Below are 22,399 nucleotides of genomic sequence, written 5' to 3'. Positions count from 1 at the left end.
GGATATGATGGATTATCATGTACCAACAAGTGCTGATGTAGCAGTAGTGGAACAAATTGTAAGTCGTAAATTAAGAAATTCCATGCTTTGGATGGTATGGGGATTATTAACAACTATTGTGATTGCTGTAATGGCTATTACAAACCAAGGGTGGTTTCATTTTGCAGGATCTCATTTCAAATTGTTAATGCTAGTAGAATTGGGCGTTGTATTTTTATTTTCAGCGCGACAATATACAGCATCGAATACGTTTTTGAAAGTGATGTTTTTCCTATACTCTATCCTGAATGGTTTGACATTGACCGTAGTGGCATTGCATTATTCAGCAAATGCAGTACTCTATGCATTTACAGGCGCTATTGCAGTATTTGCTAGTTTTGCCTTTTTGGGGATTGTGATTAAAAAAGATTTGTCTGGACTGGGCACATTCTTATTTGGCGCTGTCATAGCACTTGTCATAGCAAGTCTCATTATGATGTTCTTTGAAGTGAGTAGCTTTGCTAGTTTAGTGTATAGCTATATTTCTGTAGGCATTTTCTCCTTGTTTGTTATGTATGATATTTATAGTATCAAACGGACGATTATGGAAGTTGCTTACGAAGATGAAAGTGTTTTAGAGCGAGTTGAGTTAATTGGGGCTTTAGGATTATACCTAGATTTCATTAATATATTTATTAACTTGTTGCGCATTTTCGGCCGTCGCTAACATATGATATAATACTAAGTGTAGGGGGAGCAGTGAAGCTCCCCCTTTGTATGTAATTCTAGATACTAAATTCACATATAGATAGTAAGGAGGGATGGTATGGAAGCCAAAGAATGGCAAACCTTTGTGACTGTAGTAGAAGAAGGAAATATTACAAAAGCAGCAGAGAAGTTATTTCTTTCACAGCCAGCATTGAGCTATCGGTTAAAACAAGTAGAAGACATTCTAGGACGCCCTCTGTTAATCCGTACCAATGATGGTATTGCGTTAACAGCGGAAGGAGAATTATATTATGACTATTGTCGCCGCATGATTCGCTCTAGAGAAGAGTTGCGTCAAAATATTGGCAAAGTAACAGGGAAAATTCAAGGAACCCTAAAAATAGCAGCGTCCATTAATTTTGCAGATTACGAACTTCCACATTTGTTGAACAATTTTACAAAACAATATCCTAATATTCGCATTGAAGTGAAAACGGGCTATAGCTCACATGTGAATAAAATGTTTAACTCAGGAGAAGTGATGATCGCCTTTGCTCGTGGTGAATATAATCATGTAGAAAATGGAATTCGTTTATTTGATGAGCCATATTGCTTAGCCTATAAGCATCCTGTAGAATATGAAGAACTTCGTGAGATTCCCATGATTAACTATCGCACAGATGGATCGATTTCCACAGTAGTGGAAAACTGGAAAAAAGAACATAGTGTAGGAGATGTACGGCCAGCTATGGAATTAGATTCTATGGTAACATGTCGTCACTTTGTTCGTGAAGGCCTAGGCTGGGCTATATTGCCGTATATGGGCTTAGGTAGCTGTCGTGAGCATGGCATCTATGTAGAACCACTGCGCATGAAAGATGACCGCCCTCTGGTCCGATCTACCTACTTGTTCCATGATGCAGTGAGCACTAAATTAATTGCTGTAAAAACTTTCATTGATTATGTAACAGACTATTACGCAAATCATCAAATTGTTACATTACCTGGATATACAGTGTAGAGAATGCTATTTAACTGTATATCAGAGAGCATAGCCCAACAGAGGTTATGATAATCTTATAAAAAGTATTGCTAAGGATAGTTTCTGAGTATGGGAACTATCCTTTTTTGTATGGTATATGTATGAAAAATGATAGATGAAGTCGAATATATAGCCTCATAGGATACTGTTTAGTCCTATATAAAAGTAGCAATGATTCAGTATATCTATCAAAAAAATAGTGTGAAATATACATAGATGTGTGATAAACCGCAGTACATAGGCGTTAATTATATATTCCTAAAATGCATGAACAATGGATTTTTCGTAATTATAAATTTTTTATAAGCTCCATAAGGGATTTTTATTTTTCCCTTTTAAAACGATTGGATATAATGGGAGCGTAGAAAGACCTAGATATTTGCACATTCTAGTATTCTAGTAAGTGGTGAACCGCCCTTATATATTATTTGATTATATAGTTAGTTTCACGTTTATAGAAAGTAAGAGTGCAATCGACGTAGGCAATGTTTTTTATATCTTATGTAGTAAGGAGACACAAGATGAACAAAAAAATCATCAATGCCTTGATTACGTGGGCTATACCACTGGTAATCTGGTTCACTCCAGCTCCAGAAGGCTTAGCTGACGGCGCTTGGAAATTATTTGGCTTTTATTTAGCCGCTATCGTAGGATTGGTATTAAAACCATTCCCAGCTCCAGTAGCAGTATTATCTGCCATTGGTGCATCTGCTTTATTCTTAAATAATCCAAAAGAAGTATTATCCGGATATGCATCCACTACAACTTGGTTGATCTTTGCGGCATTCTCCATTTCTGTAGCTTTCGTAAAAACAGGCTTGGGGCGTCGTATCGCATACCATATGATCGATGCATTTGGTCATACTACACTTCGTCTTGGTTATGTAACAGCATTATTAGACGGCATTATTTCCCCAGCTACACCATCTAACACAGCTCGTTGTGGTGGTATCGTATTCCCAATTATGAACTCCGTAGCGAAATCCTTGGGTTCTGAGCCAGGTGAAACAGCGAACAAAGTGGGTCGTTATTTAATGACTAATACATATATGGTAACAAAAGTAACATCCCTTTTATTTTTAACAGCGATGGCGCCAAATGCGTTAGCAGCGGATTACTTCAAAAAAATCCTAGGTCTTTCCATTGACTGGGTAACTTGGGCAGTGGCTTTATTCGTACCGGGTTTAATCTTATTGTTAATCACACCATTTGTTACTTATGCATTGAACAAACCTGAATTGAAAGAAATCGACAATAAGAAAATTGCTCGTGAAGGTTTGGCAGAATTAGGTCCTGTATCTACCGGTGAAAAAGTATTAATTGCTATTTTCTTCTTATCCTTACTTGGATGGGCATTGCCATCTATTCTTGGTATGGTAGGTATTAAATTTAAATTAGATGCGACAGCGGTAGCACTAGTAGCGATGGTATCTTGCTATATGTTCGGTGCCATCAAATGGGAAGATGCTCTTCAAAATAAAGGTGGCTGGAATACATTGATCTGGTTCGGTGGTATCCTTGGTTTATCCGGCGCTTTAACAAAAGCAGACTTCTTTATCTGGTTAGCAAAAGTGCTAGAAGCACAAATGAACTTTGGTCACCATGAAATGTTGGCTCTTATTGTGATTGCAGTATTATCTGTTGCTGTTCGTTACTTATTTGCATCCGGCAGTGCTTACATTGCTGCGATGGTACCAGTATTCTTTACAGTAGGTAAAGTAGCGGGTATTGATCCTTGGACATTAGGTCTTGTGATCTTCATGACAAATGCCTTTGGTGGCGCTGTCACTCACTTCGGTGGTGGCCCTGGTCCAATCATCTTCGGTGAAGGTTACAATGAAGTACGCCAATGGTGGGTAACTGGTGCTGTGATTGCCGTATTAGGTCTAGTGGTAACACTTGGTTTTGGCCCAATTTGGTGGTCTATCGTAGGCTTAATTTAATAAGCCAGACTCTATCAGGTAGATAGATAGTATCTTTAGTTAATGAAGTCAGAATCCAGTGATTCTCTATCGCTGGTCTCTGACTTTTCATACTATATTCCCTATGAGAGAAAGGATTGACTATGAAACATCTAGTGAAAGCAGCTATGGCTGGCTTTGATGAAAAAAATGATGTATTGGTAACGGTTGAACCAATTGCATCTGGTATCGAAGTAGAATTAAAATCAAAAGTTGAGCGTGCCTATGGTAAGCATATTCGTGCTTTCATCGAAGCCACTGTAAAAGAAGCAGGGTTCGATGGTGTGAAAGTAACAGCTATCGACAAAGCAGCTTGGGATTATACGATTAAAGCCCGTGTATTGGGTGCATTAGAAAGAGGGAGCGAAGCATAATGAGCCGATTAACTGAATTAGCAAAAAAACGTTTATCTCGTTCCATGATGTTCGTACCTGGTAACACACCTAAAATGATCAACAGTGCTGATATCCACGGTGCAGACTCCATCATGTTTGACATTGAAGACTCCGTAGCAGTCACTGAAAAAGATACAGCTCGTCTATTGACAGCAGAAGCTTTGAAAACTTTAAAACTCAAAGGTGAAACAGTGGTTCGTATCAACCATCCAACACAAACTCCATATGGCTATGCTGACCTTGATGTCATCGTACCAGCAAAACCTGACTTGATTCGTCTTCCAAAAACAGAAGATGTATCTGAAGTAGAAATCGTTGCTAAGAAAATTGAAGAAGTAGAAAAAGCGAACGGTTGGGAAGAAGGTACCATCAACATTATCGTAGCTATCGAATCCGTAAAAGGTCTATACAATGTACGTGAAATCGCACAAGGTCCTCGTGTAGTAGCAATCGCACTTGGTGCAGAAGATTATCGTGCTGACCTTCGTACAGGTAAACATAAACCAGCTCATGAATTGTTATTTGCTCGTCAAACGATCCTTCATGCAGCTCGTGAAGCAGGTATCCGTGTGCTTGATACAGTATTCTCCGATGTAAAAGACCCACAAGGTTTCCGTGAAGAAGTAGAATTCATCAAAGCCTTAGGTTATGATGGAAAATCTTGCATTCACCCGAGCCAAATCAAAATTATCCATGAAGTGTTCACGCCAGATGAAAAAGAAATTGCGCATTCTGTAAAAGTATTGAACTCCTATGCAGAAGCACTTCGCAACAATAAAGGCGTTATCGCTGTAGATGGTAAAATGATCGACGGTCCTATCGTAGTACGTGCACAACGCGTGGTAGATAAAGCCCGTGCAGCAGGTATCAAAGTAGAGCTTGAGGAAGGAGCAGAAATCGATGTTAAATAAAATTGGTCGTGACATTCCTATGGAATTAGAATGCCTTCAAGGTCGTCGTCTCTATGAAGGACAATTTGCAATGACAGAAACTGGTACACGTGCAGGTAAACCAGTAAAACTTCACACTCCAGGTGAAGATAAATTGCTAGGCTCCATTGATGAAGCCATCGAAAAAGTAGGTTTGAAAGATGGTATGTCTATTTCCTTCCACCATCATTTACGTAATGGTGACTATGTAATGAAACTTGTAATGGACTGTGTACAAGCCAAAGGAATCAAAGATATTACAATCCTTAACTCTTCCTTAGCTCCTTGCCATGAGTTCTTAATTGATATGATTAAAGATGGCACAGTAACAGCCATCGAAACATCTGGTCTTCGTGATGCATTGGGTAAATTCTTAAGCTTGAACCCAGGCGTATTAAAGCGTCCAGTAGTGATACGTTCTCATGGTGGACGTGCTCGTGCAGTTTGCACAGGAGAGGCTCATATTGACGTAGCTTTCATGGGCGTACCTGCTTGTGACCGTCGTGGTAATGCCACAGGTCGTAAAGGCAAATCTGCTTGTGGTGCGTTAGGTTATGCTATGGTTGACTCCCACTATGCAGATCAAACTGTATTGTTAACAGATAACTTAATCGACAATGTATACCCAATCTCCATTCCTCAAACAGATGTAGACTACATCGTAGAAGTAGAGGCTATCGGTGATCCAGAAGGTATCGCATCTGGTGCTGTAGGGATTACGAAAAACCCTGTACAAATCAAAATTGCGGAAATGGCAGCAGAATTCCTTGATCAAGCTGGCATTATCCAAGAAGGTTTCTCCTTCCAATTGGGTGCTGGTGGAGCTCCATTAGCAGTTGCTAAATTTATCGGCGAAAAATTAGAGAAAAAAGGTGTTGTTGGTGGATTCGGTGTTGGCGGTGCTACAGGCGTACTAGTAAGTATGCTTGAAAAAGGTCACATCAAAGCGATTTATGATACACAAACATTTGATACAACAGCAGCAGCATCTTTGGATACAAATCCAAATCATATTGAAATGAGCGCATCCATGTACGCAGACCCTACAACAGACTGCATGACAAACTACTTAGACGTAGTGTTCTTAGGCGCTACAGAAATCGATACAGACTTCAACGTAAACTGTATGACTGACTCCAATGGTATCTTGATGGGTGCCTCCGGTGGTCACTCCGACACAGCAGCAGGCGCAAAAGTAACTGTTATCACTTGCCCATTGATTCGTGGTCGCTTACCAATGATTCGTGAACGTGTAGAAACTGTTATCACACCAGGTGAAAGTATCGACGTTTTGGTAACAGAGCGTGGTATCGCGATCAATCCAAATCGCCAAGATTTAATTGAACGTTTCAAAGATTCCAGCTTGCCAATTTACACAATTGAAGAGTTACAACAAATGGCGTACGACATGGTTGGAAAACCAGAAGGTATTGAGGTATCCCAAGACCCTAAAGATGTAGTAGCTATCATCGAATATCGTGATGGTTCCATCATCGACGTAGTACGTAAACCATTGCTATAAACTGCATAAATAAGTACATGAAAAAGACTAGGCTTTCGGGCTTAGTCTTTTTTAGTGTTGCCTATATGTGGTATGATGAAAGAATAGAACATATCGGGTTTTATAGGTATGGTCGTTATGTAATAGGGGTATTGATATGAAAAAAGAAAGAAAAGAACTCTTAACGGTATGGATTACATTATCTTTACAATTAGGGACCTATGCGGCACAGGGGATTGTAAGTCAAGAGGTAGTGGTAGACAATAGTAGGTCTATCCCAGTTATACAGATTGCGAGTCCCATCCATGGAGTATCCCATAATCGGTATGAGTCCTTTTCTACAGATACGGGGGCTATCTTTAACAATGCGACTACACCTACAGTTAGCACTCAGATTGGCCCCATCAGTGTAAACCCTAATTTACGAGAGTCTGCCAATCTTATTGTCAATGAAGTGGTAGGGACGGATTCCTCACAGCTAGCAGGGGCTTTTGAAGTGGCAGGACAGCCAGCAGATGTGGTCATAGCCAATCCCAATGGGATTTCTATCAAAGGCGTTCATTTTATTAACACCCCAAAAGCCACGCTTACTACAGGTGTCCCACGTATGGTAGATGGTCAGTTAGAAAACTTTGTTATTGAGAAAGGAAAGATTGAGGTAACAGGGGCCATCAATGCACCTACAGAACAAAGTGGAGCTAATGTATATCCCCCTATTTCAAAGGTGGATTTATTAGCAAAGACGATACGTATCAATGCAGATGTGGTGGCACAAGATTCTGTTCGAGCTATCACAGGGCGTAATACAGTGAACTATGCGGATGGAACTGCAACAGCCATGGAATCTGGTGAAAGTACACCTACAGGGGTTGCCTTAGATGTAGGTGCTCTTGGTGGTATGTATGGAAACACCATTTCCTTAATCGGTACAGAATCTGGAGTTGGAGTTAATATCAGTGGATCTATCGATGCCATAGCAGGTACACTACATATTGACACAGCAGGAAATCTTACCATTGAACAAGGTGATTCACAGCAAGAACCTACTAGCATTCACAGTTCCAAAGAATTGGAAATTCGTAGCCAAGACTTACATAATCGTGGCACCATAGTTGGCGATGAAACTGTGACAATACAAAGTGGTGCCCTGACCAACGATGGGAATCTACAAGGAAAACAGATTGAGGCAAATGTTACTAATCTACGTGGACAGGGAGTGATTTCCAGTGCAGAGAATCTAGCTATCCAAGGTACAGACTCTATTGTGTATCAAGGAGGTATACGCTCTCAGTCTGGGGATATCACTGTACGTGGGAAACATGTAGAAGTAGATCGAAATCATATACAAGTAGTATCGAAAGATAAACTGCATATAGAGTCGGAAACACCTAATCCTGAAATACCTGTAGATATCCCAAAACCGACACTAGAGAACCCCTTACATACGCCTACTATACAACCTATCCCTCACATACCTAGCAAGGTTGTGGTAGAGGATACACAAGAAGAGTTACCTATTACTGTAGATACGAATAGCCTCAAGAATCGTCAACCTATCCTAGATACGACGCGAAATGGTATAGATATCCTACATATTGCTCCAGTTACAGGAGATGGTATTTCTCACAATGTATACACACAATTTAATGTGAAAGAGCGAGGTCTTATTCTCAATAATGCCACGAAATATACGAAGACTCAATTGGCTGGCTACATAGATAAAAATATGTTCTTAGCTGGGAATGGTGCTAAGACAATCATTAATGAGGTCACTTCTACGAACCCATCTATTTTGAAGGGATATATAGAAGTGGCAGGAAATCCAGCAGATGTAGTCATTGTGAATCCTAATGGTATGACCGTCAATGGATTAGGCGTGATCAATGGCACTCATATGACCTTGCAAGGAAAATCTTATATAGACATCGTAGGCAAAGGCTATGGTGGACAACAGATAGATAGTACTTTCATCAGTGACCATCTACGTAACCGCCGCAGTGAACTATGGGGCCGTCATCTTCGTATTGACACAGATTCTTTGGAGAATACAGGGAATATAGCGGCACATACTATGCATATATCTGCCAAAACAATGCACAATGCAGGGTTTGTAGAAAGTAAAGATTCTCTCCAATTTGCTGGAAATGAGCTTGTACAAGATAGGAGCATTACGAAGGCAAATCAGAATGTACATATCTCAGCGAATTATATTCGTAATAGCAACTCCTCTGTATTAGAAGCTGGTAATAGTATGCATATCACGGGAGATACCTTACAGAACGATGCGTCCCATGTGGTCAGTCATGGTGTGATGCACTTAGGCGTAGGCAATGTAGAAAGTATAAATATGGGTGCTATCATTGCGAAGGATACCTTGCAGATACAAGGAAATACTTTTGCCAATACGAAAGGCATCCTCTTTGCAAAAAATGATGCAGAGATAGATATGAAAGAGGATGTGACGAACACCAGTGGATTGTGGCATGTGCTAGGTAATTTGCGTGTGCAAGGTCGTCACATTCGGAACATAAATGGCAAGGGATCTTACTTTGGTTCAGATATGTATGTAAAAGGCAATGCTTATGTGCTGGGAAGAGAGAGTTTTGAAAATAGGTCCTCTGATGTCATTGTCAAAGGTGATCTTACTATTACAGCTCCTAAGGTACGGAATCATAAGGATGTGTTTAAGACTGGATGGACTGTTTCAGAAGAAGATAAGTACGAGGGAATACCACATCTAGACCAGCCTAACTATTATGAGGCAGATAGACGATATCATAGAACGATTCATACAGGAACCATAGAAGAGGAAACTGCTACATCTAGAATACTGAGCGATGGTACAATTCATATTACAGGACAAAATGTTCAAAATACATACAGCCAGATTATGGCTAAGAACGGTTTACAGGTTACGGCAGATTCCATTATGAATACGGGCTATCAAGGGACGATTCACCATGATGATATAGGTAGAGATAGACACTATTGGAAATATAAAAAGACTAGAAGATTTCTAGGTATCAATATAGGATCTAGATGGGTCTATGGACATACAGATATTCCCTATGAACATCACGAAATCTTTGATGCTGAAAGTAGTCCATCTAGTGAACGCATTGCTGTGCTAGGTAGTCATGGAACTACAAGTATCCACTCGAAGGCATTTGCAAATACAACCCTTGAGGCAGATGGAACTGCCTATGCCTTACGAGATAAAAAGGTTGAAACTGCGATTGTACCTACAGATGTTTCCAAATTAGTGACTCCAGTGTTGGAACCGTCAAAACAACTTTATATGACGACAGATCCCCTTGCCGTCTCTAAGGTAGAAGAAAATCCGTTATATACAGATAAAAAGCAATTTTTATCTAGTGATTATATGGTCACTAGATTACAAGCAGACCCAGAACGAGTGTATACTCGATTACGCAATGGATATGAAGATCAAGAAATAGCAAAAGAAGAACTCCGTCAAGGCAGTCATAGCCTTACGAAGTATACAACCCATGATCCGTCCCTACTTTCAGGGATACCTAACAGCATCTTACAACCTGGAGATTTGCGCAAAGATGGTAGTATAGTCTTAGGTAAAGATGTGCAGGTGATAAGCCAAAAACTAGATAATACTGGTAGCATACAAGCAAAGGGTTCTCTGTCCATTGTAGGTAGAAATGTTCAAAATCTCAGTGGGGCTATCGATGGGAATCTGGTGTCTATACGAACAGATATGTTACAAAATACTTCTGGACGTATACATGGTAAAGACCGTGTTCATATAGAAGGAAAGGACATCCGTAATGAAACGCAAGTAACGACTAGTAGTTCATTTGGACATCAACAAGATACAGGGCATGGAAATGCTAGTATCACTAGTGACGGTGGTATCCATATCCAAGGGGATACCATACGCTCTGTAGGGTCTAATGTACAAGGTGGTAGTACGGTGAGTCTAGTAGGCAAAGATATACAACTCTCTGCCCTTGCGTTACAAAATCAAAGTAAAGCTAGTGGTGTGACCTTAGATTCTACTAAGTATCTAGGCAGTACCGTACAAGGACATGCGGTGCAAGTGCAAGGGGGAGAGATTACATTACAAGGCTCCCGTATCATAGGATATACAGTGGACCTTACAGGGAGCTCTTTAGCCCTTACGAATGTAACAGACAGAACTTTATCAGATGTAGCTGTTGGTGCTAGAGGTAGTGACTATTTCAACCGTAAGATGGTCATAGAAGAACAGAATCTAGGAGCTACTATTGAAGGTGAGACTGGTGTTAAGGTGCGTATGGATAATAATATATCCGTGAATGCAAGTACCATACATAGTAAAACGGGTCTTGTAGACGTACAAGCAGGTCGAGTATCTATTGCACATGGTACTGAGAGCCATGAAACATTATCTGAGGTACATCAAAAAGATAGAGGTTTCTTGTCATCTACCACACTGGATACCTATGACCATAGACGTACAGATACAGTCGTAGGTTCTACTATTTCAAGTCATACTGTCAAGGTAGATGGTAAGCAAGACGTACAAGTCCGAGCTAGCCATATAGTAGGGGATGCAGATGTTACGGTTAAGAGTGAGGGCAATTTAACGATTACATCAGCACAAGAAGAATCTACAGCTACCCATCGTGAGGAAGTACGTAAATCTGGTATCTTTGGTAATGGCGGTCTTAGCTTTACCATTGGTACACAAAAACAAACAGATGTTTACGATTCTAAGAGCAGTGTAGCCAAAGGCAGCATCATTGGTAGTCGCTTTGGTTCGGTTAGCTTGGGTGCTACAGGGACGGCACAAGTAGAGGCTAGTGATGTAACATCTAAAGGAGATATACAGCTCCAAGGATCTGGTGTGACAATCCGTAATGGCTATACCACATCCCATACAGGAGAAACACATACATTTTCTAAAACGGGGCTTACGCTGTCTTTGTCGAATCGCTTAGTAGATACTACAAACAATGCACTAGGTACACTCACACGAGCACGCACTGTAAAAGACGAGCGATTGAAAGCTCTATTAGCCTACAAAACCTATGACGATGCCAAGACATCCTTTAACAAGTCTAAATGGAAAGACCAAGTTAAGAGCTTACATCTCAATATATCCTTAGGGACAGAAAGAAGCGAAGCTTCTACAAACGTAGATACAAAGACAGCAAAAGGGTCGACAGTTGTGTCAGATGGGCATATTCGTATTGCTACTAAGGAGAATGATCTTCGTATAGAAGGAAGCGATGTACAAGGTAAGGACATTACCTTAGATTCTGCGAACAGTATCTATGTGAAGGGCAAAGAAACAACTTCTAAGATGACCCAGAGTATGAAACAGAAACAAGCATCCCTAGGTGTTTCCTACGATCTCTTACAACATCGATTCTCTGATATATCTGTCAATGTCAGTGGCAGTAAAGGGAATATTGCAGGCACAGACATAGTCCATAATCCTACGAAGATAATAGCAACGAATACCCTTGGAGTGACTACAAAACAGGATGTACACATTAAAGATGGTGTACTTAAGGGTGAGGATATTCAAGCAAATATTGGCGGAAATTTAGAGATTCACTCTGTACAAGACACACATGACTATACAGACCATACTACATCAAGTGGTATGGGACTTAGCCTATCTAAGAAGAGGGCATTTAACTCGTTACAAAGTTCCTTGCAACGGACTGATATAGATAGCAAATACACCTCTGTAATCCACCAGTCTGGACTCTATGCAGGACATACAGGATTCAACATATCCGTAGGCAATACGACCACATTAGAAGGAGCTCTCTTAGCTAGTCGTACAGATATGAACACACTGAAAACAAAACAGTTAGTTATGAAGGATATGGAGAATAGGGCGAAGTATAGTGTAACAGGGCATACTTATTTTGGTAAGATAAGTAATAGATCTAATAGAATTAATATAGGTAATAAAGCCAATAATAAAATAGATTTTCAATATAATGATATTCACTTGCTACCTATAAGTGATAGCATTTCCAATAGAACAAAAACATTTATCGCAAAAGGTAGTATTGTAACAGATGGGATCAATGTATCCTTAAAAAATGAAGATAGCAACATAGAGGATAATATATATCCACTACCTCAGATTTTTATAAAGAACAAAGCTATAGAAAAGTCTGAATATATAGGAAATTTATCAAGTAAAATCTTTACCTTAATTGGTGATATTGCTTATAAAAAACAAAAATCCTTGTTGTCAAAAAAGGTAGAGGCTGAAAAGAGTGGAAATAAATCATTAGTAAATAAGCTGGAACGTAATTATCATAAATGGGGAGATGGAGGCTTATATAAGGTTATTGCTCATGGTATAGCGAGTGGATTTCTCAGCTCATTGGGCGGATATAATATGCTTCAAGGAGGATTTTATGGCTCTATAAATGAGTATAGTAAAAAACTTCCATCAAATGTATCAAAGGGGCTTTATTCTATATCAAATTTTATAGCAGAAAAGTCGAATAATCCTTATTACTCGTTAAAAACTTATGCAGATAAATTTAACTGGTTAACACATGAAGAGCAACAAGCATTTTTGAGACAACTTATGGAAGCAGAGAGTGAGAAAAGACGTGCTGAAATAATTGGAATGTATTTTGCTATTAGTAATTATAGGGTACAACATGGTATTGGTACAGAAGATGAAAAAGATGAAATAATAGATGGTTCTGTAGCTGATAGTATATATACATGGACAAATCCTGAATACTTTAAAAAAGGTCTCAATTATACATTAGCGAAAATGACTGAGCGTAGCCTAGAAAGTGTGCAGTTTTCTAATGATGTTAGAAGGGACATCGAAGCCGGTATTCTATACTCGTCAAAAAATTCATATTTAAATGATGGCGATATTTATGCTGATAGAAGAAGTCGAGTAGTAACATCATATGATGGTAATAATTACGTCTATATTAATGGAGAGTTTTTATTTACTAATAGAAACGCTGACTATACTTATGATCAATTTGGAGATTTTTTGGCTGATCATGGATGGAATGTTCAAAGAACAGAGTGGGATGGAGAAACGGTCAACTATGTTACTTATAATGGAAGAGCTTTTGCTGCTAATCGTCAAGCTTCAAGTCCTATTTTAGCCAAAACAATAGAAATTCTTGCAGGGTCAGTAAAAGGATATGATGATGTTGTAGGCTATGGAGTAGGTCATTCTGTAGCTAAAAATGTTCTTGAAATTAATCCTATTTCATCGAATAGTACAGAATACTTAGCTGGTAAAGTTATAGGAAATATAGTTGGGGGAGCACAAGGTGGATTTGAAGTAGCTAGTGGTTTTTATAAATCACATGTAGGATCTATTAGTAATTTAAATTATGGACAAGCAGCATTAGGATATAGTGGTGAAGGTATTATTTCTACTACACACGGTTTACTTTCATTAAAGAAATTTTCTGGAGAGATAAATCATAATCTTAATACATTATTTATAAAACGGAGTACGAATAGTAAAAATGATGGAATAGAGTCATTACAACCTAGTGATTCAAGAGCTCAAGAGTTTGAAAAAGCGATTTCTAAAATGCCAGTAGAAGAAAGAATAGGAACAGTATTTACTAAGTTAAAAGGAATTGCTTCAGATTATGGATGGGAAAAAGTAGGAAGGTCATTAGATGGTAGAATAGTATATAAAGATAATAATGGATTTTATTATACAATAGATACAATGCACGGCAGATTTGAAAAGTTTGATAGAAATATGAAACATATTGATGAGGTAAATATCGATTTAATTCCACAAAATAAACAAAAGAAAAATCGGGTTTTAAGAATTCGATGAGGTATTATAATGAAAAATAAAGATTCCTTTAATCAATGCATTATAAGTAAGAAAGAAATAATGAATCAAGTAGAAAGTTACAAGTCGTTTGATTTTTTGTATTCAGACTGTAAACTAAAAAATCATATAGTAAATAGTTTTGGTCCAGAACTACTTATACAATATGGGCGTCAAAAATTAACTCTTAATGATTGTGATACATTTGTGACAACTATGAAGGTTAAGGTTTATCCTAAGTCCCCATGTTATGAAATTTATTATGAATATGAAGCGATTTTAAGTAATCGTGAAAAGTATGGCATACTTTTCAATAGCCTTAGTTTATATGCAATAACTATAAAAGATGTTTTTTATGATTATTTAAAGGAAAGACAATATATTGAAGAATTATTGAATTTAAATGGTTATAGTAACATTTCTACTGTTGATATACACGAAAGGATTCCTTTAGTTCCCATGGATGAATCAAGGTCAGGTGAGGAATTTTTAGGAGGCCAACACTATTTAGGATATATATTGTGTTATGGCGAAGAACTTGTTGATTCTAACGGTAAAATTGCAAAGGATATTGATCAATCTTTAACTAATATTGCAGAAGAAATCATACATTTAGTGAATCACAGTAAATTTATAGATGAGGAGTATGTTGTGGATGAATATATTTCTAGATGTATGCATTCTCAAGCAATTGAAGAATTAGATTCCTTATGTAAAGAATATGGAGGGGGTAGGCTACCAGATAAAGAACAAAGTCATGTATGGCATATAGGTACTTATTGCACTAATGAAGGAGATATTCAAGTAGTTTCAGCAACATATATATATGTATCGTTGTATATAAAAACGTTTTATATACAGGTACAACAAACAATAACTGTTAAGGACAATGAGTTTAATATAATAACTATCAAAAGGAATGTTTTTGGCGACGATGCAGAGGTGTTATTTGATTTCACTACAAAGTTGTATTATGAAGCTATAGATATATTGGACCGTCTAGGATATGATAGACAACAAGAAATAAATTATAAGGTATATATAGACGTAGTTGGAGAAGAAAGGAAAAAAGAGATAGAGCTAGGGGAATTGCTGTTTGGTCTCCAACGCAGTGAATATTCTTGTGTTGACACAATAATCAAGTCTAAAGGATAGATATTGATTAAAAGATACTAATTTTACTATTTTTGTTACTGTATAATTAAATGAAAACGTTATAAATCAGGGAAAAGAAACTTCAATTCAAGTCCTGAAGAATCTATAGCTACCCATCGTGAGGAAGTACGTAAATCTGGTATCTTTGGTAATGGCGGTCTTAGCTTTACCATTGGTACACAAAAACAAACAGATATTTACGATTCTAAGAGCAGTGTAGCCAAAGGCAGCGTCATAGGTAGTCGCTTTGGTTCTGTCGCCCTAGGTGCTACAGGCACAGCACAAGTAGAAGCCAGTGATGTAACATCTAAAGGGGATATACAGCTCCAAGGTTCTGGTGTGACAATCCGTAATGGTTATACCACATCCCATACAGGAGAAACACATACATTTTCTAAAACGGGGCTTACGCTGTCTTTGTCGAATCGCTTAGTAGATACTGCAAACAATGCACTAGGTACACTCACACGAGCACACACTGTAAAAGATGAACGATTGCAAGCCTTATTAGCCTATAAAACCTATGACGATGTCAAGACATCCTTTAACAAGTCTAAATGGAAAGACCAAGCTAAGAGTTTACACCTCAATCTATCTTTAGGCACAGAAAGAAGCGAAGCTTCTACAAACGTAGATACAAAGATAGCAAAAGGATCGACAGTTGTGTCCGATGGACATATTCGTGTTACTACTAAGAAGGATGATCTTCGCATAGAAGGAAGTGATGTACAAGGTAAGGATATTACCTTAGATTCTGCGAACAGTATCTATGTGAAGGGCAAAGAAACAACTTCTAAGATGACCCAGAGTATGAAACAGAAACAAGCGGGCCTAGGTATTTCCTACGATCTCTTACAACATCGATTCTCGGACATATCTGTCAATGCCAGTGGCAGTAAAGGCAATATTGCAGGCACAGACATAGTCCATAATCCTACGAAGATAATAGCAACGAATACCCTTGGAGTGACTACAAAACAGGATGTACACATTAAAGATGGTGTACTTAAGGGTGAGGATATTCAAGCAAATATTGGCGGAAATTTAGAGATTCACTCTGTACAAGACACACATGACTATACAGACCATACTACATCAAGTGGTATGGGACTTAGCCTATCTAAGAAAGGAACATTTAAATCATTACAAAGTTCTGCACAACGGACGGATATAGATAGTAAATATACTTCTGTAATTCACCAATCTGGACTTTATGCAGGAAGTACAGGATTCAACTTATCCGTAGGCAATAGGACTACATTAGAAGGAGCCTTACTAGCTAGTCAAACAGATACAAATACACTGAAAACAAAACAGTTAGTTATGAAGGATATGGAGAATAGGGCGAAGTATACCTATGGGTCTAAAGGATTGTCGTATTTGGCGGATCCATCGATTGGGAAAGGTAGTAAGCAATATAACGAACTTGGATTAGTACCTACGCTTATGCCTGGGGAACAGGGAAGAGCCAATAGCACAACCTATTCAGCAATCGCTAAAGGAGTGCTAACAGTAGAAGAGCCTGAGGTAAATCTCAATACTATCCGTAGAGATACAGAAGATTCACTACATACATTAGCCACTATTTTTGATAAGCAAGGTATTGCAGAACGACAAGAAACAGCTAAGCTATTCAGTAAGTATATGAATGAAGCAATTCATAGATTTGGTGAAATGAGAGATGCAAAAGGACAACGAATCTATGAAGATGGTTCATCTGAAAAGGTCGCATTGCATGCTCTATCTGGTGCTATTACGTCAGCTATCGTAAAAGGAAATCCTACAACTGGTGCCATATCTGGTGGCCTCAATGAAGCATTGATACAATCCATAAGTAAATTAGCAAAGGATCATCCAGCAAGAGCTCAAATGTTATCTGCTAGTCTTGGCTATACTGTAGATAAGTTATTGGGTGGACATGGATTAGAAGGTGCTAGTATTGCACAAGATGGAACGAAATGGAATCGTTATGGACCTCGTAGATGGTTTAATGGGGAAGTCACAGTACAGTTGACAGAGGCATTACAAACTAAAGTAGCTAATAAGGAACCTATAGACCTTAAAGATATTAAGGATATAAAATTTAGTATATTAAAAGATGGGAAAGAGGAAGAACTCTGGATTGAAGATTTACCAGATCGATATGTCGTATGGGTAGCCGACAAAAATGGTCTCGGACAAGATTACTTAATTAATAAAGTTGAAAAAAGACTAGTCCCAATATATGGGGATTTTAAAACCCAGTATATTGGTGCAAATAATAAAAAGAATATTATTTATACAGGGGATGATGCTATATTAAAAAATGAATTGAATCTATATCCAACCGATGAAAAAAGTGTACCTTTAGGTGATATTATTAGATATAAGCCTGTAAGAGAGTTTTTAGGAGGTTTCAGTGAGGGATTTGGTGATGCTTTAAAAAGTGATATTAAAGGGCAAATTGAGTTTTTAGAAGAATTAATCTTTAATCCGATTGGCGTTGTAAATGATATACAGCAGTTAATAAAAGAGCTAAGGCATTTTTCTAATATGCAAAAGTACACTGAGCAATTATATAAGATAACTAATGAAATATATGATATTGCATGGGGGAATGATCATAAGAGAAAAGGAGTCTTGTTAGGGCAAGCAACAGAAATAGTAGCAAGTATTATATTTAGCCCAGATAAGATAAAACTATCTAAGGTTAAGTTTTTGAATCAAGTACATAAGATAATGGAATATACACCTCAGCGCGTTAAGTTCGAAAAAGCATTTGAAACCGCTGTTGCTATGGGGAAAATTGTTGATGAAGAAAAAGCTCTTATTAATGTAAATAAAATAAATGCTATTGAAAATAAAGTAGAAGCAACTGGAAAAGAAGCTGATGTGATAGCCAAGGAAACAGCGGCTACTAAAAAGATAAAAATTAACGAAAAAGAATCTCCTAAAAAAACTACTACTGAAACGGCAAGTCCTACTACTAATACAACAAACTTAGCTGATAGTCCTGATATTTATCGGAATGGTGAGCAATATAAACCAGGAGTGGGAACTAGACAATTAAAGGAAAATATTATATATGAGAGTAAAGGATATTATTATCAAACTGATGAATTAGGCCGTATAAAGGTTGCCCAAGGAGACTTACGCTTAGAAGCTGGTAAGAGAAATAACCGAGATCAATTAAAAGCAGGTTATGAAGACCGATTACGGGGCGACCATGGTGGACATCTGATAGCTCGAATCTTTGGTGGATCAGGAGAATTAGATAATCTAGTTGCTATGGATAAGATTGTTAATACTATTGAATATAGAGATGTAGAGAAACTATGGGAGAATGCTTTGAAAGATGGTAAAGCTGTAAATATTAATATAACTCTTGATTATGCAGAGGCTAATAAAAGACCTACCGGATTTAATGTAAAATACGAAATAGGAGAATTTAAGGATGAAATTTATTTATCAAATGGAGGTTAATTATGTTTATAGAAGAAGAAAAAACTAGAATGGAAGGAGAGTTATTGGAAGCTGTTAATTATATGGCAAAGCAGCACATTCCGAAAAATTGGGAAGAAATTATCGTTCTTAATGATTATGTGGGTAGAGCATATAGAGGACACTTTTTCATTACATTTACAGATGGTACATTCATAGACTCAGGTACTTTTTACCATACATCAAAACTATTAAGTCGCGAAATATTAGACTTTGCTCGTAATTTTGCTAAAATAGGAAAAAGAGCATTTGATTATGAAACGACTGACCCAATAAACTATTTAAATCTAATGACGTTACGGTTATCTAATAAGGGAAATGTTAAGTTTGAATATTATGAGAATCTTAATAGTTTTGGATCTGCAGGTACAGTACCAGCGGCTTGGGGATATAAATTAACAGGATATAAGAGATCTATACTATGGAGTGAAGAAGTAGATAAATTTATTGAGGCTTATAAAATTGTTCCAGAACGAAATTTGCAGCTTAAAGAAAAGGTTGTTGACTTACAGTTTTTAGTGGAGACTGTGATGTATAAAAGTATACCTTACATTAGCCCGTATTTGACTAAAGATATTGTACGAATATACTTTCATTTGGATGTAATTTGCAATAAGAAAAAAATGAATATCTATGTTGAATATAAAGATAAAACATGGATAAAAGAAAGAAATGTACAATCAAAATTTGCAGGTACAGTAGATTTTAGAGTAGCTGCAGATTGTTGGGAGTGGACAACAGAGGTTGATTCTATAAAGTATATTCGAGATGATACGTATAAGGCTTTGGACTACATCTACGATATCCCCACCGGTGAGCTCTCTTATGTATACGACAATGTCACAGAAGATAATTTTACTGATGAACTAGCCTTGCTAAATGCCTGGGAAGAGAGATATTTCTCCCCGGATGGAGAACCACTGCATACGCATGCAGTAGCCCCCCATGAGGAATGTATCACAGGGACTATGCACATAGATATGTCTCAGTTTATGGAAGAGGAGGAAGAAGAAATGGTTAGTGTAGATTCAGCTATAGAATTTACAGGGGAAGATATTCACGATTTGATCCCACAATATCTTCAAAATAGTTACGATATTTTGTATTCTATCTTGCCAGATGCATATCAACGGGTATACCTATATGCAGAGAATGATGGAATGGTATGCCGTCAACTAGGGTATATTATTGTCGACGGTGAATACCTTACTTTTGAGGAGATGGTAGACCGTAAGGTGGTTTCTAAGGCTACCTATGATGCTACAATGGAACAGCTAGCGCTGTGGTCGAATTATATGAGAAATGCATTTATTGCATGCCATCTTGAGCCGTGGACAGTGTTCTCCTATATGCTAGATGAAGAGCGACATATTTCCACTAACTTTGGTTACGATATATTAGCGGAGCAAGCTTATGAGAATGAACTCTTTGACCTATGGTCTTATGAAAAAATAGGCATTAAGAGTCCTAACTTACCTGACGATAAAATAGCAACTATTGTACCAGAAAATGAATATGCTAAATTTTAATATAAAGGAGTCTAGGATTGACAGTGCATAAAATAGTTACAGGTCTTGCCTGTTTGTGTATAGGGGCATGTTTTCATAGTATTCATGCCAATACTATAGATGAGCAAGGTAAATTGCTAGACCAGATGGAGCGTTCTATATCTTATGTAGAACAAAAGGAAACACCGGCTTTCACAGTTCTTAGAGAGGGAATAGTACCTCAAAAAATGAATCAACTATCTAGTGATGAACCAGAATTTTTAATTCATCATATCGAGTTATCACAGGTTCCGCCCGAACTTAATTTTCTGCAAACGATGGTGGCTAAGAAAGAACATCAATCATATGGGGTAGAAACAATTAATACCTTGTTGCAGGAACTGAATACCGCCTTACTAGATAGAGGGTATGTCACATCTAAGGTCTATATGGAGCCTCAAAATATAGGGAGTGGCACACTTCGGTTATCTTTGCTGGTAGGAACCGTGGAAGAAATACAATTTAAGGGTGTCGCAGGTAATTATACAAATGCATTAGCCTTTCATAAGGGGCATATTTTAAACATACGGAAGATAGAACAAACTGTAGATAATTTAAATACAGTACCCCATCAAAAGGCTAAGGTCCAGTTACAGCCAGGAAGTAAGTTAGGTACATCTATAGTGGTATTTCAGATAGAAAATAAGTCCAAAGTAGAAGTTACCACAGGATTCGATAATTTTGGTAATGAAGGGACAGGACGCTTTCAAGGGAATGTATCGATCACAGTAGGTAGACCATTAGATCGTAGTGATACTTTGTACTATAGTTTAACTAGATCTAGACACTCAGATAGTATCAATATAAGCAAATCGAGTTATGTATCATACCAAATACCTATCGGAAATGATAGCATCACCCTTAGCCATTCTAATTCATACTATCAACAACGGGTTGGCTATGCCATAAAACCTTTTATTTCTAGTGGTAACTTTACTAGTGATGAATTACGATGGAAGCACGTATTGCATAGGAATAGCCAACAGATTACAGAATTAGTTCAAGGTCTTACGCATAAGACAAGGCATTCTTTTATCAATGGTAGTGAAATTGATGTGCAGCGGAGAAACACCACGTCTTGGTCTATAGGAATACATCAGAAACGATATAGCAAGAATGGAAGTTTAGATTGGTTAGTTCAATATGAAAAAGGTGTTCCTTGGTGGGCTAGTCCTGGCCCTACCGATTATTTAGGTGAAGCCACCACACAGTATCATATATATACGGGGAAAGTGAACTATCAGCGTACAATGACGCTTTGGAATCGGAAATCAACCTATACAATGGAAGCAAAAGGACAGTATACGAATAGTAACCTCTATAGTAGTGAGTTCTTTACCATTGGTGGATGGTATACAGTGCGTGGATTTACTGGTGATAGAAACTTAGCTGCAGAACGAGGGTTCTATGTGCGTAATACCTTAGATGTATTATTGGATCAAAATCATTCACTGTATTTAGGTTTGGATTATGGCAAAGTGTACGGTAAATCTACGGAAGATATATTGGGTACAGAGCTATGGGGCGGAGCCATTGGTATGAAAGGACGTTATGGAAGTGCTAACTATAATATATTTCTTTCCACACCATTACATGTACCAAACGGTTTTAAAGTGCTATATCGAGTCCTAGGAATACAGATGAGTGCAGCATTCTAAAAATCTCGTACTGTATAGACATGAACCAATACAAGTTAGTAGCGATCATGTAGAAACAGAGATTAGGCTATCATAGTTTAATCTCTGTTTTGTGTATTTAGACTTATATGTTCTAACCTGATTGTATAAATAGATATACAAGATAACTATAGATAGAATACGGAATGCAGTTGTATTATCTATGCATATCCTTTATCATAGGTATAGACTCATACAAAAGTAGTA

The 22,399-nt window shown here is 37.7% G+C and carries 11 protein-coding genes; all 11 read left to right on the top strand.

The features are described 5' to 3' along the window. Window positions 1-4: 4 nt before the first annotated feature. The 11 genes from EO115_RS07165 (at window position 5) to EO115_RS07115 (ending at window position 22,174) form a co-directional block, all read left to right on the top strand. Window positions 5-706 carry a Bax inhibitor-1/YccA family protein gene (locus EO115_RS07165; protein WP_126938273.1) on the top strand — a complete coding sequence of 234 codons (702 nt, stop codon included), beginning with the start codon at window positions 5-7 and terminating at the stop codon, window positions 704-706. A gap of 99 nt (window positions 707-805) precedes the next feature. Beyond that, window positions 806-1,708 carry a LysR family transcriptional regulator gene (locus EO115_RS07160; RefSeq protein ID WP_126938272.1) on the top strand — a complete coding sequence of 301 codons (903 nt, stop codon included), beginning with the start codon at window positions 806-808 and terminating at the stop codon, window positions 1,706-1,708. 542 nt (window positions 1,709-2,250) lie between these two features. After that, window positions 2,251-3,672: a DASS family sodium-coupled anion symporter gene (locus EO115_RS07155; RefSeq protein WP_126938271.1), complete on the top strand. Its 1,422-nt coding sequence runs from the start codon at window positions 2,251-2,253 to the stop codon at window positions 3,670-3,672. A 122-nt stretch (window positions 3,673-3,794) separates the two neighbouring features. Further along, window positions 3,795-4,064: a citrate lyase ACP gene (locus EO115_RS07150; protein ID WP_009352869.1), complete on the top strand. Its 270-nt coding sequence runs from the start codon at window positions 3,795-3,797 to the stop codon at window positions 4,062-4,064. Further along, window positions 4,064-4,996 carry a CoA ester lyase gene (locus tag EO115_RS07145; RefSeq protein ID WP_126938270.1) on the top strand — a complete coding sequence of 311 codons (933 nt, stop codon included), beginning with the start codon at window positions 4,064-4,066 and terminating at the stop codon, window positions 4,994-4,996. The genes EO115_RS07150 and EO115_RS07145 overlap by 1 nt, the downstream gene beginning before the upstream one ends. Next, a complete protein-coding gene (gene citF / locus EO115_RS07140) occupies window positions 4,986-6,536 on the top strand; it encodes a citrate lyase subunit alpha (RefSeq protein ID WP_126938269.1) in 1,551 nt (516 codons plus the stop codon). Before EO115_RS07145 ends, citF begins: the two co-directional genes overlap by 11 nt. Before the next feature lie 136 nt (window positions 6,537-6,672). After that, a complete protein-coding gene (locus EO115_RS07135) occupies window positions 6,673-14,337 on the top strand; it encodes a filamentous hemagglutinin N-terminal domain-containing protein (protein WP_126938268.1) in 7,665 nt (2,554 codons plus the stop codon). 9 nt (window positions 14,338-14,346) lie between these two features. Further along, window positions 14,347-15,489 carry a hypothetical protein gene (locus EO115_RS07130; RefSeq protein ID WP_126938267.1) on the top strand — a complete coding sequence of 381 codons (1,143 nt, stop codon included), beginning with the start codon at window positions 14,347-14,349 and terminating at the stop codon, window positions 15,487-15,489. 339 nt (window positions 15,490-15,828) lie between these two features. Next, entirely contained in the window at window positions 15,829-18,951 is a 3,123-nt protein-coding gene (locus EO115_RS07125; RefSeq protein ID WP_126938266.1) for a DNA/RNA non-specific endonuclease, read from the top strand. A 2-nt stretch (window positions 18,952-18,953) separates the two neighbouring features. Next, the gene (locus tag EO115_RS07120) at window positions 18,954-20,498 is read left to right on the top strand and encodes an immunity protein YezG family protein (RefSeq protein WP_126938265.1); all 1,545 of its coding nucleotides are present in this window, start codon (window positions 18,954-18,956) and stop codon (window positions 20,496-20,498) included. 23 nt (window positions 20,499-20,521) lie between these two features. Continuing rightward, window positions 20,522-22,174: a ShlB/FhaC/HecB family hemolysin secretion/activation protein gene (locus EO115_RS07115; RefSeq protein WP_240628993.1), complete on the top strand. Its 1,653-nt coding sequence runs from the start codon at window positions 20,522-20,524 to the stop codon at window positions 22,172-22,174. The last annotated feature ends 225 nt before the right edge of the window (window positions 22,175-22,399 follow it).

The sequence above is a fragment of the Veillonella sp. CHU740 genome (assembly GCF_003992055.1).
In the GTDB taxonomy this organism is placed as follows: Bacteria; Bacillota; Negativicutes; order Veillonellales; family Veillonellaceae; genus F0422.
This window is presented reverse-complemented; position numbering and strand designations above follow the sequence as displayed.

Coding starts and splice junctions, on each gene's coding strand:
- EO115_RS07160 (WP_126938272.1), top strand. CDS start 806: ATGGAAGCCAAAGAATGGCAAACCTTTGTGACTGTAGTAGAAGAAGGA.
- EO115_RS07165 (WP_126938273.1), top strand. CDS start 5: ATGATGGATTATCATGTACCAACAAGTGCTGATGTAGCAGTAGTGGAA.
- EO115_RS07155 (WP_126938271.1), top strand. CDS start 2,251: ATGAACAAAAAAATCATCAATGCCTTGATTACGTGGGCTATACCACTG.
- EO115_RS07135 (WP_126938268.1), top strand. CDS start 6,673: ATGAAAAAAGAAAGAAAAGAACTCTTAACGGTATGGATTACATTATCT.
- citF (WP_126938269.1), top strand. CDS start 4,986: ATGTTAAATAAAATTGGTCGTGACATTCCTATGGAATTAGAATGCCTT.
- EO115_RS07145 (WP_126938270.1), top strand. CDS start 4,064: ATGAGCCGATTAACTGAATTAGCAAAAAAACGTTTATCTCGTTCCATG.
- EO115_RS07130 (WP_126938267.1), top strand. CDS start 14,347: ATGAAAAATAAAGATTCCTTTAATCAATGCATTATAAGTAAGAAAGAA.
- EO115_RS07120 (WP_126938265.1), top strand. CDS start 18,954: ATGTTTATAGAAGAAGAAAAAACTAGAATGGAAGGAGAGTTATTGGAA.
- EO115_RS07150 (WP_009352869.1), top strand. CDS start 3,795: ATGAAACATCTAGTGAAAGCAGCTATGGCTGGCTTTGATGAAAAAAAT.